Below are 15,820 nucleotides of genomic sequence, written 5' to 3'. Positions count from 1 at the left end.
TTGCTAATTTTCCGTTATTTGACCGCTGAGGTTTTAAAATCGCAGGTCGCCGTATTTTTAACTTTGATGACAATATTTTTGTCACAAAAGTTAGTTGGTATTTTAGGTGATGCCTCTGAAGGCAGCATTCCTGCTAAATTAGTGCTATCGATGATTGCACTAAAACTTCCACAATTAGCCTCGCTAATACTTCCGCTGAGTATATTTTTAGGCATTATTTTAGCATACAGCCGTATTTATGCCGATAGCGAAATGACCGTACTTAAAGCCTGTGGCGTAAGTGAATGGTATGTTGTGCGCGTAACACTTATATCAAGTGTAGGGCTTGCTATATTAGCCGCAGCACTGACTATGTATATTGCGCCGTGGGCAAGCGAGCAAGAGTATCAATTAAAAGAACAAGCCAAAGCCGATGCGGGGCTATCCGCACTCAGAGCTGGGCGGTTCCAAGAAACCGGTAACGAAAAAGCCGTGGTGTTTATTCATAATATTGAAAAGGGTGGCAAAGAGCTCAATAAGGTATTTGTTGCACAGTTACCCGATAGCGAAAAAGGCAACCTAGCGCGCTTAGTATATGCAGAGCAAGGTGTTGTGGTTGAAGCCGTAAATGGTGAGCAACAGCTCGTGCTTACTGATGGAAAGCGCTACGAAACAGATGGCACAACGCCTGCACTTAACTTAACAGAATTTGATGGTTACAGCGTACAAATACGAGAACAAGAAATAGAGCATCAACGCCGTAAATTAGAGGCTGTGCCTACTAATCAATTACTCGCCATTAATACTCCTGAATCTATTGCTCAATGGCAGTGGCGACTCGCTATTCCATTATCAATTCCGTTACTTACCTTACTGGCAGTACCGCTAAGTGTGGTTAATCCTCGCCAAGGTAAATTTGCAAAACTAGTGCCTGCTATAAGCTTGTACTTAGGCTATTTTATTTTACTAAATGCCGCTAAATTTGCAGTTGAAGATGGCAAAATTCCGCCTTCAATTGGCTTGTGGTGGATTCATCTAAGTGCCTTGTTTATAGGTGGATTATTAATTATAAAAGGGCGGCCGTTGGGCGCTTGGCTTAAAGCCGTTGTAACTAAGCGGGAGTTAGGCTCATGATGAAAACGCTTGATTGGTATTTAGGCCGCAGTATTTTACAAACTACCGGCTTTGCATTGTTGGTACTTGTTGGTATTAGCACCTTAATTAAGTTTATCGACCAGCTAAAGTCGGTAGGGCGTGGCAGTTACGATTTAATGACCGCAATGCTTTACACGCTTTACACAATACCTGGCGATTTAGTGGTGTTTTTTCCGATGGCTGCGCTAATTGGTGGCTTAACGGGTTTGGGGGCACTTGCCTCAAACAGTGAGCTGGTAGTGATGCAAGCGGCTGGTATGTCGCGCTTACAAATAATTGGCTCTGTAATGAAAACGGCTATATTTATGGCTGTATGCATGATGGCACTTGGCGAATGGGGTGCACCTGAAGCGCAATTACACGCCAAAGAAATGCGTAACCAAGCAATACATGGCGGCGATGTATTTAACACACAAAAAGGTGTATGGGCTAAAGACGGCAGCAATTTTATTAATATTGAAGATGTTGACGAAAACGGCAGGCTCAATGGGGTACACATGTACCACTTTGACAAATCGTTAGAGCTTACCCAAATCACTAAAGCAAAAGATGCACTGAGCCGAAAAGATGGCTGGCTACTTCGTGACGTAAATAAGGTTATTATTACTAGCGAAAAAACCACAACAGAGCAATTACCTGAAGAGTTTTATTCTTCGCAATTGACCGCTGAAAAGTTAGGAGTTGTGTCGGTAAAACCAGAGTCACTTTCATTTACTGGGCTTTGGTCGTATTTAACTTACTTAGAGCAAAACGAACAAGACACTAGTACCTACGAGCTTGCACTGTGGCGTAAGCTTATGCAGCCTGTATCTGTAGCGGTAATGCTGCTGGTGGCGCTCTCGTTTATATTTGGCCCACTGCGTACCGTTACTATGGGCGCACGTATTATTATGGGTGTTGTAACGGGGATCGTGTTTCACTTAACTAATGAAATATTTGGCCCTGTAGTTATGGTTTACCAAATACCTGCCATTATAGGGGCGGTATTACCTAGTATTATATTTATAGGCTTTGCGACATATTTGATGAATAAACGGGTATAGAGTACCTATTCAAAGCATTAAAAAGGGTGACCAGTGGTCACCCTTTTTGCTTTTTAATTACCAGTTTTGGAAAGCAGGTATTAATCAAGCTCACTATAAATACGTCTGTTTTCTTCTTTAGTAAGCGCAATAACTTCTGTTTTAGAGATGTAGTCTTGTAGTGCTTTTTTGTTTTTAAAATCGACTAACACCACCAAATTACCTAAACCGAGTAAAGCGCTAACGCTGCGGATAATTGATTGCGGCCAGCTAATTAAATTACCTTCAAGAGTTTGTACTTTTAAACGCCATGCACGCATGCCAATGGTTTGCCCGCTTTTAGTCCAAAAGTAGCCAAAAAATACTAAGCTAACAATAATTAAAAGAGCGGTACGAATACCCGAAAGAAGATTTGAATTTTGAATAAATGCAGATACATCCTCTGCGCCATTTAAACTAATTACATCGAGAGAAATAAGCCCCTGTACTGCAAATAAATACAGCACTACAGTTAACATCGCAAACGCAATAATGGCTAACGTATCGTAGACCAACGACGCAAAACGGCGCCAAAAACCAGCACGTGGAAACTCACCCGACATAAATACACTCTCACTATTAATATGCGAGCTAGTTTAACAAAAAAGCTTACAAATACTAAGACATGTTAATGTTTAGAGAGAATTGATTTTATTGCTGTAAATTACTACCTACGGAGGGGAATGAAAAAGACCCTACTATTTACAGTAAGGCCTTTTAATTTATAGCGAGTTTAACCTAGCTTAATGGCAAGGTATTTTATGTCGTCACCACTTATTTGCGGTAAAAAATAAATATCGCCGTATTTAAAATACTGCTGTGAGTTAATTATTACGGCCTGTGCAGCCTGAGGCAATGAATCGTAAGTTTGGCCCAAGCTATAGTCATTCACATTACCCACTTTTACTGCCTGATTAAGGCGAGTTGATGGCTCATCAACAACCGTATAACCATCATTATCCGCAATGTAGTACACATTTTGATAAGTGTAGTAAGTCGTATTATGGTGTTTAAAATGCCTGTAATTTCTTGGTAGCGTATTTATACGCAGGCCTCTAGGTGGTTTAACAACATGGTAGCCTCTTTTAGCTTTACGGTAATAAAGGCCGTCGTTAAACGTAAACGAAATACCATTAAATCTGATTGATGCGCTATTGCGTGGTAAATGGTTTATAAATCGATTTTTTCTGTAAGTGACTGAATTGTGATGGCTTGTTAAGTAGTTATATTTTCGCTGGTTGTAGCGGTGTAGTTCACGCTTTTCCTGTTTGTACTTAGCAAGCTTACGTTTTTCTTGCTTACGGTCTTCTCGTTTTTCTTTTTTATGCTCAATACGCTGCTTTTTTTCATGGCGGCGTTCATCGCGTTTATATTCAACACGTTTGTCGTGATCGCGTTTAAAGCTTTTATCATTCTCTCGCTCGTTTTGTGCTCCAAGCGCAGAGCCTGATACTGCGCCAATGGCGAGCAGGGCAGGTAGTAAAAAAGTAAGTTTCATAGTATTGCCTCGTTTATGTTTTTACATAACTGGGTTCAATACTAGCGGCTCAAACTGAATGTTAACTGACATACAACAGCAAACGGAGTTATGCTTACAGCTTTTTACATTTTACTGACGGTTCTCGACATAATCTCTAGTTTTTGACGATTTTAGGAATATTTTGATACACCAAAATGATTAGTGGTATCACAAAAAATGGATACGAAATTAGTAATTAAGCCTTCCTTGGCTTTGCAGATTAATTACTTTTGATAAAAAGGATAATCGCTATAACCTACTTCAGTACCGCCATACATAGTGGCTGCATCGGCTTCGTTAAACGTCCAATTATTTGCTATACGCTCTGGTAAATCAGGGTTAGCTATAAATGGGCGACCAAATGCAAATAAGTCACCGTAACCTTCACCTAAAATACGCACTGCTTTTTCTACTGTGTATTTACCTGCATAAATAATGCGCCCTGAAAATTCAGCTCGGACTGCTTTATAAAATTCTTGTGGTAAATCGGGAGCGTTATCCCAATCAGCTTCCGCAATCGATAAGTAAGCAATACCTGCTTGCTCAAGCACTTTAACGGCCTGGATATAAGTGTGATGAGGGTTTGATTCAACAAGTCCTAAATACACTCGTGTTTCATCTGTGCTTTCAAATAAAGGAGCAAAGCGAACACCTAAACGATCAGAGCCTACAACGTCACTTACCGCTTCAACTATCTCTTTTAAAAAGCGCAGGCGATTACTAAGCGTTCCACCGTATTGATCGTCACGGTTATTAGTATGCTCAGAAATAAACTGATTAACTAAATAGCCGTTAGCACAATGAAGCTCCACACCATCAAAGCCAGCTTCTAAAGCATTGCGTGCAGCTTGAGCGTACATGTTTACCAGTTCACCAACCTCAGTAGTACTTAATGCACGAGGCTCACTTGGGTCAGCCAATGCGCCTTCACCAGGTGCGGTTTCAATAAATACTTTTACATTGTCAGCTGCAATGTTTGAAGGACCAACCGGTTTACCTGAATTTGGTTGTAGTGTGGCGTGCGATACGCGCCCTACATGCCAAAGCTGAGCAAAAATAACACCGCCTTTAGCGTGTACCGCGTGTGTTACTTTTTTCCAGCCTTCAATTTGTGCTTGCGAGTGAATACCTGGGGTCCAAGCGTAACCTTGCCCACGAGGTTCTATTTGTGTGCCTTCGGTAACCATAAAACCAGCCGATGCCCGCTGCGAGTAATACTCAGCCATTAATTCATTAGGAATATTGCCAGGCTGAGTGCTGCGAGAGCGAGTAAGAGGAGGCATCACAATACGGTTTTTAAGTGTAAAAGGGCCAAGCTCAATTGATGAGAATAAAGGAGCGGTATTAACTAAATCTGATTTCATTTTAAATTCTCTTATAAAGCAAACAAAGGCTTAAATAGTGGTTAAGCAACATTGGCAGCATAGAGATTTAAAGATACAATTTGAAACAACACTTTTTTGTGCAGCATACAATTATGAATGGTATCAGTCGGCTCGATATAAAGCAGTTAAGAGTACTCAGTAGCTTATTAGAACTGCAAAATCTTTCACAAGTAGCCAAAAAAATGGGGTTAACGCAACAAGCTATTAGTGAGCAACTACGAAAACTACGAGACTTATTTGACGATCGCTTGTTTATTCGCCAAGGCAATAACATGGTTGCTACTCCTAAAGCGCAAGGGCTCAAGGCACCTGTTAATAATATTTTAAAGCAATTAGAGTTGTTACTAGAGCCCGAGCAGTTTAGCCCGCAAACTTATAAAGGTGTGTTTACCATAAGCGCAACCGACTACGCCACGCAGGCTTTATTGCCACAATTATTTAATATTACCCGCCGCGAAGCGCCAGGTTTAAAGCTGATAGTGCGCGACTTTGCATCCGACAACGTTAATCAACTTATAACGGCAGGCGAGCTTGATTTGCTGATAAGCTTTCCAGAATTTATACCCGACAACCTTTCTTATATCACTTTGTTTGAAGAACAGCATTTGTGTATTACCGGTATAGGTAACACGACTTACACTGAACCTTTGAGTTTGGCGCAATTTGCAAAGCATCCACAGCTAGTGGTGTCGCCATCTCGTGCAAATTTGCGCGGATCGCACGATCAGTGGTTTGAAAGCCAAGGGCTAAAACGTAATATTGTAATGTCGGTACCAAGTTTTTCTGCGGTGCCCGACATTTTACATACAACCGATATGCTCGCATTTTACCCATCAAGATTATTACCTAACAGCAAAGTTAAACAGTTAAAAATAGAAGCTCTGCCCCCTACATTTAAAGTAATAGCCGCATGGCATCCGCGTACTAATAACAGCCCTATTCATAAATGGTTGATAGAGCAATTACAAAACTTATAACGATATAAAACATCTAAAGTGACTACTTTTTACTGTTAAATTAGCAACCCAATATTTAGATTAAATCATTTAACCCCTCCTTAACCCTCGACCTAATAAGCTATGTGTAATAGTACGAATTAGGCATAGTTAAATGGTTTATTTTAAAAAGCACTCAACCGGTTTTTTACTTGCACTTAGTTGTACGCTTGCTGCATGTAGTAGTCAGCCAAGCTATCAAGGTAATAGTACTGAGCAGTCGCTAAAACAACATACAAACTGGCAGTACACGCAAAGTAACGCACAGCACGTAAATTACATTACCGATTTGGTGAATATAGAAGGGCTTGATTCGCTTATTGAGCAAGCTGTTACTAATAATCCATCGTTTAATCAAGTGCATGTTGCATTAAAACTAGCTTATGCGCAGCGTGGTGTAACCGCTGCAAGTCAGTGGTTTAGTGTAGATGCGGGATTTGACGCGCAGCGCAGTGAAACCGAAGGCACGCAATATAGCTCATCAGTAGGTATAAGTTGGGAAGCTGATATATGGCAAAAAATTGCTGACAATGTAGCCGCGCAAGATATGACTATTGCCAGTAACCAAGCTACTTATCAAGGTGCTAAAGACACATTAGTAGCGAGTGTTATTCGTACTTATTTAAATATTATTTTGCAGCAAAATTTGCTCGATATAGAGCAGCAACGTTTAGTTGTTTTACAAAATAATGAGCAAAGTATTGTAGAGCGCTACCAATATGGGTTAGGTGATTTAGAAGCGCTTGATACCGCCCGTACTAGCACGGCATCTACCCGCGCGACCATTGCCGATTACAAAGAACAAATAGCAAAAGCAAAGCGTGCTTTAATGCTAATTGTAGGCACTGATAAACTTCAAAACCTGCCAAGTACATTAACTCTACCAAGCGTTATTGAGCCATTAAGTACCTTACCAGAGCAAGATTTAGCGCGCCGACCTGACTTACAAAGTGCCTATTACAACATTCAGGCAAAGCATTACTTGGTTGATGTATCGTACAAAGAGCTACTACCGAGTATTTCGCTTTCGGCATCACTGAGTGATTTAGCAAGCACGCCAAGCCAATCATTATTAACCAGCCCAGTGTGGAGTTTATTAGGCAGTTTAAGTGCCCCTTTATTTGAAGGTGGAGCACTGCGTGCGCAAGTTGATATTGCAAAATTAAATGCCGAGCAAGCGTTTTGGCAGTACCAAGATACGCTGCTAAGTGCTGTAAACGAAGTTGAAAATGCACTCGGGCAGGAGCAATCATTAACCGAGCAGCAACTGCAAATTAGCAATGCACTTGCTAGCGCTAAACGCAGCTTTAGTAACTATCAAAGTAAGTATCAACAAGGTTTGGTTGATATTTTAGATTTGCTAACAGTGCAACAAAAAGTATACGACCTGCAAGCCCAGCTTAGCCAAATAAACTACACCCTTTTAACTAACCGCATAGATTTAGGCCTCGCTTTGGGTCTTGGAGTATCGTCATGAAAATTTCGCCAACACCGGTTGTTGTAACGCTTGTTGCTATTGTTTGTATAGGGCTTGCTATTATGTATAACGGTCAAAAAATGGCTGAAAAAGCAAATAGTCCACAACCAGCCGCTATTAAAGCTATTGCCCCAAATGTATCGGTAATTAATGCAGCTCCGAGCACTTATCAGGCTTATGTTAGCGGCCACGGTGAAGCTAAAGCGCATTGGTCACTTAGCTTAAAAGCACAAGTTAAAGGCGAAGTAACCAGTATGAGCGAGCAATTTTCGACCGGTAACTTAATAACTAAAGGGCAGGTGTTTGCACAAATTGATGACACCGAATACTTACAAGCTCTAGCTAGCGCAAAAGCAACATTGGCTGATGCAAAACTAGCACTGCAAGAAGAACAAGATTTAGGTAATCAAGCAAAACGTGAATGGGATCGCTCAGGCGTTACGCAAGCGCCAAGCTCGCCGCTTGTATTTAGAACGCTGCAGTTAGAAGCCGCGCAAGCTACGCTCGATAAAGCACAATATGCACTTAAAACCGCACAGCGTGATGTAAATAACACCCAGTTAAGTGCACCATTTGACGCTGTTATTTTATCGCGCGATATAGATTTAGGTACTTATGTGAGTATTGGCGATACGCTTGCCACGCTAAACAGCACTGACAAAGTAGAAATAACGGTACCGCTTTCATTAAGTCAGTGGCAAAACCTAGCAAATAATAAATCAGGCGAGGTTATTTTAACTGATGTAACCACTAATACTAAATGGAACGGTTATATTGCACGTTTTGAGCAACATCTTGATGACAGCTCGCGTCAACGCAGCGTAATTGTTGCCTTAGATAAACCGTTTGAGCAAACAACGCCGTTACTGCCTGGCACATTTTTAGCGGTAGAAATTGCCGGTAAGCAGTTAACTAACGTAATAAAACTGCCTGCTTCGGCGGTATCTCAAGATGGCTTAATTTGGTACGTAAATGATCAAAATAGCTTAGTAAGCACACACGCTAATAAAGTATTTGAGCGTGGGAATTACGTATATATTACGCCAGTAGATGGTGCTAAAAATCTAAAAGTGGTGGCGCGCCCACTTGTTAGTTACTTAAACGACATGAAAGTAAATCCAATAGTTGAGGAGATATAATAATGAGCCCTCATCAACCACCTCAAATACCCAGTAATAATAACCCGCTGCACGGTATTATTAATTGGTTTGCAAATAACTCTGTTGCCGCTAACTTATTGTTAGTTAGTGTGATTGTAATGGGTATTATGTCGCTTACGACTTTACGTAAAGAGGCTTTTCCGAGTTTAGAGCCAGATACTATTTCGGTATCGGTGGTTTACGACAGTGGCGATGCATTGCAAGCCGAAGAAGGAATAGCGTTAAAAATAGAAGAAGCGCTCGAAACCGTATCGGGTATTAAACGTATTACCTCTACATCCGATGCTAGCGGTAGCCATGTAAGCATTGAAAAAAGTACTGATTACTCACTCGATGAGTTACTTGTTGACGTTAAAAACCAAGTTGACGCTATTAATAACTTTCCGGCAGATGCTGAGCAACCTGTTATTGATAAAGCCCGTAGGCAAGATCATGCATTAACGCTGCAACTTTTTGGGGATGCAGATCGCCATACATTACAAAACTTGGGTGAAAAACTTAAAGCCGATTTATTAGCGCAATCAGGCATTAGCGACGTAGAGCAATCGGGTGTGCTCGACCCGATGATGTCCATAGAAATCGACGAAGGTAAATTACAAGCGTATGGCTTAACTATTAGTGATGTAAGTGAGGTCATTAATAATGAGTCATCAAGCCCGCTTTCGACTAGTTTGCGCGATAGCAGTAAAATTATACGCTTAAAAGCCGCTGACCAAGCTTACTGGCAGCGCGACTTTGCCAATATTGTATTGTTAACAACCGCATCAGGCACACAAATTAAGTTAGGAGATGTAGCCACAGTTACCGACTCATTTGCCGAAGATAGCAACTCATTAAGCCGTTATAACCAACAAAATGCCGTAGGCGTTGAAATTTTAATGGGCGATAACAGCGATATAACTACCATTGTTAAGCAAGCTAATAGCGTAATAGATAAATGGCACGAAAGCGGTTTATTACCTCAAAACGTAGAGCTTGAAAGCTGGCACGACAAAAGCACCATGATCACCGAGCGTTTATCGCTACTTACTAAAAATGCCGTGACCGGTATTATTATGGTGTTTGTAATACTTGCCATATTTTTAAACGTACGCGTAGCGCTGTGGGTTGCTGGTGGCTTGCCGTTTGTATTTTTTGGTACGCTTTATTTTATGACCGATGGCTACACCGCACTAACCATAAACGAAATGACCACCTTTGGTTTTATTATGGCGCTGGGCATAGTGGTAGACGATGCCGTTGTTGTAGGCGAGAGTATTTACACCACACGTAAAAAGCATGGCGATACATTAAATAATACAGTTTTAGGTACCATGAAGGTTGCTGTGCCAACAATATTTGGGGTGTTAACCACGGTGGCTGCGTTTGTAGCGCTTTCGAATGTGTCGGGCAACTTAGGTAAAATTTATTCTCAATTTGCCACTGTAGTGACCATTTGTTTACTGCTTTCAGTTGTTGAATCAAAACTTATTTTACCCTCGCATTTAGCCCACATTAGTACTAAACGCCAAGTTAAAAAAGGCTTAGCAGGTCTGTGGTCAAAAATACAACATGGTGCTGATAGCGGCTTAAGCTGGTTTAGTAAAAACATTTACTGCAAGGTTATTGAATTTTCACTGCGCTTTAGATACGCCGTAGTGGCTGCGTTTATCGCCTTTTTTATATTAGTTATTGGCATGCCGATGACAGGCACAGTTAAAGTTGGTTTTTTCCCAAGTATTGCAGGCGATACCGTAACAGCCGATTTGGTTATGCAAAACGACGCCGCTTATGGGCAAACAAACACAAACTTACTAACGCTTGAGCAAAGTGCATTACAAGCTGAGCAAAACTTAATGACTAAGTTGAACTCTGATAAAAGCGAAATAACCAGCCTACAAGTCATTAGTAGCAGCGACACCAGCGGTGAAGTAAGCGTTGAGCTATTAAACGAAGGCGCTTTTACAGCAAGCGAATTTGCTCAAGAGTGGCAGCGCGTAGCAGGTAGCCTTGAGGGCAGTAAAAAATTACAAATATTAGCCACGCGTAAAATGGTTGATAACTTTAAAGTTGAGCTTAAAGCGTGGGACGACGAAACCGTAATGGCGGCGGGCGCACTATTTAAGGAGCGCTTACAAAATACCGCAGGCGTTAACGGAATAGACGACAACTTAAACCCAGGTCAGCCACAACTTAAATTTACCCTAAATGCACAAGGGCGCGCGCTTGGCATGGATACAGCTAGTTTATCAAAGCAAGTACTGCAAGCCTTTGGTGGTGCAGTTGTACAGCGCTACCAACGTAATAAAGACGAAGTTAAAGTACGTGTACGCTACCCAGAAGATGCTCGTAAAACACCTGCCGATATAATGCAGTCGCGTATTCGCCTGCCTGATGGCACCGTTGTCCCTTTAGTTAACGTAGCCACAGTAAGCAGTGAATATCAGCAAGATGAAATAACCCGCATTGATGGACTTCGTGCAATTTATTTAAGCGCCCAAGTGGATAAAAACGTGATTGCTCCAAACGAGTTAGTTTCTAACTTAAAGCGCGACTTAATTCCAGAGTTAACACAGCAATTTCCTAACTTAAGTGTGTATTTTGCAGGAGAGGCAGAGCAACAAAGCGAAACCACCAGCTCAATGAGCACTATGTTTGTAGCCGCTTTATTAGTTATTTACGTGTTGCTGGCTATTCCGCTTAAATCGTACATTCAACCTATGTTGATTATGGTAGCAATTCCGTTTGGCATTGTGGGCGCTATTTTAGGACATTGGTGGAACGACTTAACCATTAGTATATTGTCATTAAATGGTATTTTGGCGCTCAGTGGGGTAGTTGTAAACGACAGCTTATTACTTGTTTCACGCTTTAACGAACTAGTAAAAGAAGAGGGCATGAGCACGCACGATGCGATAGTTGAGTCGTGTACGAGCCGATTACGTGCGGTATTACTTACCTCAATTACGACGTACGCAGGCTTAGTGCCGCTACTTAGCGAAACCTCAATGCAGGCACAGTTTTTAATTCCTGCTGCGGCATCACTTGGCTACGGTATTTTGTTTGCCACGGTTATTACCTTAATACTTATACCGGCATTATTGATGATTCAAACCGATGCTAAACGCGGTATTGATGCTGTGCTAATATCGCTAGGTGCTAAAAATAAAACGCAGGAAGTAGCCTCTTAATGATAAACGTACTACTGGTTGAAGACGACATAGATTTGGCAACCACCATTGTTGATTATCTCGAAATTGAGTCAATAGAGTGTGACCATGCAAGCAATGGCGTAATGGGTTTAAATTTAATAGAACGTAATCAATATCAAATGATTATATTAGATGTAAACATGCCCAAAATGGACGGTTTAACCATGTGTAAAACTTTACGTGAGCAAGGCATTGATATACCTGTATTAATGCTGACAGCGCGCGATAGCCTCGACAATAAGCTTGAGGGGTTTGCAGCCGGTAGTGACGACTATTTAGTAAAACCATTTGCGATGAAAGAGCTAGTAGCGCGGGTTCAAGTATTAGCAAAGCGTAAAAGTGGAGAGGTTAAGCGACTTACATTTGCTAATTTAACACTTAATTTAACCGCGCATACAGCAACAGTGGCAGAGCACAGTTTAAAGTTATCACCCATTACTTTTAAGTTATTAGAAGTGCTTGTGCGAGAGCAGCAAAAACCGGTAACCCGACAGGTAATTATGCAAGTAATATGGGGAGACGATCAGCCAGACAGCAATAGCTTAAAAGTGCATATTCATCATTTGCGTAAACAGCTAGAGCAAGCGCATTGCCAAGCCGTACTAGAAACAATACCTAGTGTGGGGTTTGCGCTAAAATTAAAAAATGAGACACAAGCATGAAAATTAGACCCAGCCTGAGGTTGTATTTTTTTGCCACCATGGTGCTTTTAAGTTCATTAATGGCAATTGGTTTTTCGTTTTTAAGTGTTAATTATTTTATTGATGGCTTAGACCGAGGGTTAAATGGCGTAATGCATGCGCTTTCGCAATCTACTGAGGTTAAAAACGGTGAACCTGCAGAAATGATTGGCTTTAAAATAGCGAGTCGCTGGGAAGACATGCCAAGCGAAATTCAGCAACGCTTTACAAAGCCTACAGAGGTTGGCGTACTACAAAAAAGCAAAGTCAAACCATCGTTTTTTTCAATGCCGGAAGACCTCTATTTTGTAGCGTATTTTCAAAACCCTGCAGGGGAGCCCCGTTACGTATCACGTATTATGCTTGAAAAAGAGCGCCTTAAAAAACAAAGCTCACCCGATAAACCTATAAAAAAGTTGGCATGGATAGCGTTAACAGGGGTTACGGCAATTGCTTTATTTACCTTCTTTTTGTTTATGGTAATGAAAAAAATAGCTAAACCAGTAGAGTCACTACGCGGTTGGGCTAAGTCGCTAAATCAAAATAATTTACAAAACACGCCGCCCGACTTTACCTATAACGAACTAAATACCTTGGCAACGTTAATACGCAGTAGCTTGCTTTCTGCTCACGACAGCCTTGAGCGAGAACAGCGCTTTTTAAGTTATGCGAGCCACGAGTTACGTACACCAATTTCGGTTATTCGTAGCAACGTTGAATTACTTAACCGCTTAAGCGAAAAAGCGCCTTTAAGCGATAAACAGCAACTTACACTGCAGCGAATAGAGCGCGCCGGTTTAACTATGAGCGATTTAACTGAGACGTTATTGTGGCTTAGCAGAAATGACGACCAGCAAAGTGCACCAGAGCCTGTAAACCTAGCCGAAAAAATAACGACCTTGAGTAACGAACTCGATTATTTACTCAATTCAAAACAAGTTGATGTACTTATAAATACCGATAACCAAAATACGACTATTAATACCGAAGCCACCGCATGCCACATTGTGCTTACTAACTTAATACGTAATGCGTATCAGCATACGCAACAAGGGCAAGTGCGAATTACTCAGCAGGGTAGCCGTGTGATTATAGTAAATAGCAGCGAACAAACTGATACGCCACACACTGTTAATAACACAAACAAGCCTGCTAACATTGGCTACGGTTTAGGATTGGAGTTAAGCGAAAAAATAATAAAACGACACGGTTGGGTATACGAAGTAAACGACATGCCTGGGCGTTATGAAGTGGTGGTCGATTTTAGTTGATACGCTTTTTTAATACTTAACCTGAACTCTGGTTAAGAGATTTACTAACATATTAAATCATAGTGATATTTAAATTTATTTTATCTAGCCAGAAATTTTCAGTGAAAACAAGGCGAATTTACGCGTCAATAGCTGGTCTATTGCAAGTAGATTCAACGCGGTTAGCGCTGAAAATAGCTGCTTGAGATAGATTTATTATCCAGAGTTTAGGTTACTTGGATTTGAAATATAAAAACCGCGCTAAGGCACTTTTAAAAAAGCTTTAGCGCGGTTTTTTTATATTCAAAAATATTTAATTTAACGCTGAGAATATAAAAAACTTAGTGATAGTAATGTGTTAAGTAATTTGCTAAAACTGTATAAAGTATAGAAATGATGGCGACGGTAGTAGGAACATGTACGATTCGTGACTATTAAATTATACCCCTAATGAAATTGAGTTTTAGTATATGAAAAAGGAATTTTATAGATTCAGGCGCATCAATAGCTTGATCGGCGAATTTAAAGAATTAGAAAATCAAAGCATATATTTTGCAGAGCCGGAGTTATTAAATGATCCGATGGAAGGTTTTCGAGATATGTACTGGAAAGGTGATTTCATAGTATGGAGAAACCTATTCCAACATTATCTATTATGTCTTGAGAGACTTTGTTCTTTGTTGTTGATTTCAGGCGAGGATCATCCTATATCTAAAGCTGATATACCGGTTTTTTCTAGTGAAGATGATTTTCCTACACCAATATATAAAGAGTTGTTCTCCAGTATTACAAACAAATTCTTCGATAATAAAAGTTTAGATAAACTTATTCTTTCAATTTCTAAACGAACAACTCCTGTTAGAAGAGATGAGTTGTTTTTTTATTTTCGAAATACACATAGTTATGCGCTGGAAGTTATATATTCAGAATATGAGAAAAATGGTCTTATTCCAAAAAGAGATTGGATAAATTCTGAAGCAGATAAACCGATTATTGATCTTTTAAATAAAGATTTTATAGGTACTCTGGAAAAAAGCTTGAATGAAAATGGAGGTGACGAAAAAATAGCAAATACTATATTTTCAGCACTCCAACATAGTAACCAACAAATGGATCTTATACATCGATATAATGGAAGAGTCGATAATGATAGTAAAAATAGAAACTTAGTAATTATTGAGTTTCCTAAAGAATATATTTCACAAATTGAAAAGTTAGTTTTTCCTGATTGGTATACAGCATGCTTTATGTCTGAGTGTAAGAGCTCTTCAGTATGGGGACATTATGGCGATAATCATTCTGGTGCATGCTTAATTTTTAATGCCGATGTAATTAATGATAAATCCTTTCTTAAGTTGAAGGGGCGAAATGGTTACAGCTCAACATCTGGTCCTACTTATGGGTTTAGTAACATAATGTTTTTCCCTGTAAATTACATACAAGGTTATGGTCAAATCGACTTCTTTCGCATGCTAGGTCGTCTTCCCATTCCGAAGTTGAATTCAGTATGGTACTCGTTAGATGAAGCTATGAGTGAATGCGCAGATGATATGATTAAATCTGAAAATAGTTGGCGTAAAAAATACTGGGAAAATTTCTATAGAGATGTGACCGTTAAATCTAAAGATTGGTCGTATGAAAACGAACATCGCCTGATTCTTACTAGCTCATCAGATAGCTTCTCAGCCCCCAAGGATAGGTCATTAAATTATGAATTCTCTTCTCTTAAAGGCATTATTTTTGGTATTAAAACGACAACCGAAGATAAATTGAAAGTAATAAAAATAATTGAAGAAAAATGTAAAAAAATAGGTAGAGATGATTTCAAATTTTATCAGGCGCAATACTCGTCGGATGAAAAATGTATAACCCATTTTGAAATGAGCCTACTTAGCCTCACATAAAGTTTCTAGGCGATCTTAGTTTAGTGGATACCTCCTCAGCACATTGAGGAGGCTAAAATATCTA

Annotated in this window: 12 protein-coding genes; 9 read left to right on the top strand and 3 right to left on the bottom strand. The window is 40.2% G+C overall.

Annotation, left to right across the window (positions count from 1 at the left end; genetic code table 11):
- A complete protein-coding gene (gene lptF, locus H5116_RS03795) occupies positions 1-1,113 on the top strand; it encodes an LPS export ABC transporter permease LptF (RefSeq protein ID WP_002962016.1) in 1,113 nt (370 codons plus the stop codon).
- A complete protein-coding gene (gene lptG / locus H5116_RS03790) occupies positions 1,110-2,177 on the top strand; it encodes an LPS export ABC transporter permease LptG (protein ID WP_182715597.1) in 1,068 nt (355 codons plus the stop codon). Before lptF ends, lptG begins: the two co-directional genes overlap by 4 nt.
- A gap of 80 nt (positions 2,178-2,257) precedes the next feature.
- Here lptG and H5116_RS03785 read toward each other — a convergent pair whose 3' ends face one another.
- From H5116_RS03785 to H5116_RS03775, 3 genes are all read right to left on the bottom strand, one after another.
- On the bottom strand, positions 2,258-2,758 hold the full coding sequence (locus tag H5116_RS03785; protein WP_002962012.1) for an RDD family protein: 501 nt from the start codon (positions 2,756-2,758) through the stop codon (positions 2,258-2,260).
- 170 nt (positions 2,759-2,928) lie between these two features.
- Complete coding sequence (locus H5116_RS03780; protein ID WP_182715596.1) at positions 2,929-3,693, bottom strand: DUF6515 family protein; 765 nt, start codon at positions 3,691-3,693, stop codon at positions 2,929-2,931.
- 245 nt (positions 3,694-3,938) lie between these two features.
- The gene (locus H5116_RS03775; RefSeq protein ID WP_182715595.1) at positions 3,939-5,078 is read right to left on the bottom strand and encodes an alkene reductase; all 1,140 of its coding nucleotides are present in this window, start codon (positions 5,076-5,078) and stop codon (positions 3,939-3,941) included.
- An 80-nt stretch (positions 5,079-5,158) separates the two neighbouring features.
- Between H5116_RS03775 and H5116_RS03770 the strand changes: the two genes are divergently transcribed.
- The 7 genes from H5116_RS03770 (at position 5,159) to H5116_RS03740 (ending at position 15,756) form a co-directional block, all read left to right on the top strand.
- A complete protein-coding gene (locus H5116_RS03770; RefSeq protein WP_220487425.1) occupies positions 5,159-6,076 on the top strand; it encodes a LysR family transcriptional regulator in 918 nt (305 codons plus the stop codon).
- A 133-nt stretch (positions 6,077-6,209) separates the two neighbouring features.
- On the top strand, positions 6,210-7,571 hold the full coding sequence (locus tag H5116_RS03765) for a TolC family protein (protein WP_182715594.1): 1,362 nt from the start codon (positions 6,210-6,212) through the stop codon (positions 7,569-7,571).
- Entirely contained in the window at positions 7,568-8,710 is a 1,143-nt protein-coding gene (locus tag H5116_RS03760; protein WP_182715593.1) for an efflux RND transporter periplasmic adaptor subunit, read from the top strand. The genes H5116_RS03765 and H5116_RS03760 overlap by 4 nt, the downstream gene beginning before the upstream one ends.
- A gap of 2 nt (positions 8,711-8,712) precedes the next feature.
- The gene (locus tag H5116_RS03755; RefSeq protein WP_182715592.1) at positions 8,713-11,901 is read left to right on the top strand and encodes an efflux RND transporter permease subunit; all 3,189 of its coding nucleotides are present in this window, start codon (positions 8,713-8,715) and stop codon (positions 11,899-11,901) included.
- Positions 11,901-12,584 (top strand): response regulator transcription factor, encoded by a 684-nt coding sequence (locus tag H5116_RS03750; RefSeq protein WP_182715591.1) that lies wholly within the window; start codon positions 11,901-11,903, stop codon positions 12,582-12,584. The genes H5116_RS03755 and H5116_RS03750 overlap by 1 nt, the downstream gene beginning before the upstream one ends.
- On the top strand, positions 12,581-13,873 hold the full coding sequence (locus H5116_RS03745; RefSeq protein ID WP_182715590.1) for a HAMP domain-containing sensor histidine kinase: 1,293 nt from the start codon (positions 12,581-12,583) through the stop codon (positions 13,871-13,873). The genes H5116_RS03750 and H5116_RS03745 overlap by 4 nt, the downstream gene beginning before the upstream one ends.
- Before the next feature lie 449 nt (positions 13,874-14,322).
- Entirely contained in the window at positions 14,323-15,756 is a 1,434-nt protein-coding gene (locus tag H5116_RS03740; RefSeq protein WP_182715589.1) for a DUF2971 domain-containing protein, read from the top strand.
- Positions 15,757-15,820: the final 64 nt, after the last annotated feature.

It is taken from the genome of Pseudoalteromonas sp. SG45-2 (genome assembly GCF_014164115.1).
Lineage (GTDB): Bacteria > Pseudomonadota > Gammaproteobacteria > Enterobacterales > Alteromonadaceae > Pseudoalteromonas > Pseudoalteromonas distincta.
This window is presented reverse-complemented; position numbering and strand designations above follow the sequence as displayed.

Coding starts and splice junctions, on each gene's coding strand:
- H5116_RS03750 (WP_182715591.1), top strand. CDS start 11,901: ATGATAAACGTACTACTGGTTGAAGACGACATAGATTTGGCAACCACC.
- H5116_RS03780 (WP_182715596.1), bottom strand. CDS start 3,693: ATGAAACTTACTTTTTTACTACCTGCCCTGCTCGCCATTGGCGCAGTA.
- H5116_RS03755 (WP_182715592.1), top strand. CDS start 8,713: ATGAGCCCTCATCAACCACCTCAAATACCCAGTAATAATAACCCGCTG.
- H5116_RS03775 (WP_182715595.1), bottom strand. CDS start 5,078: ATGAAATCAGATTTAGTTAATACCGCTCCTTTATTCTCATCAATTGAG.
- H5116_RS03740 (WP_182715589.1), top strand. CDS start 14,323: ATGAAAAAGGAATTTTATAGATTCAGGCGCATCAATAGCTTGATCGGC.
- H5116_RS03765 (WP_182715594.1), top strand. CDS start 6,210: ATGGTTTATTTTAAAAAGCACTCAACCGGTTTTTTACTTGCACTTAGT.
- H5116_RS03760 (WP_182715593.1), top strand. CDS start 7,568: ATGAAAATTTCGCCAACACCGGTTGTTGTAACGCTTGTTGCTATTGTT.
- H5116_RS03785 (WP_002962012.1), bottom strand. CDS start 2,758: ATGTCGGGTGAGTTTCCACGTGCTGGTTTTTGGCGCCGTTTTGCGTCG.
- lptG (WP_182715597.1), top strand. CDS start 1,110: ATGATGAAAACGCTTGATTGGTATTTAGGCCGCAGTATTTTACAAACT.
- H5116_RS03745 (WP_182715590.1), top strand. CDS start 12,581: ATGAAAATTAGACCCAGCCTGAGGTTGTATTTTTTTGCCACCATGGTG.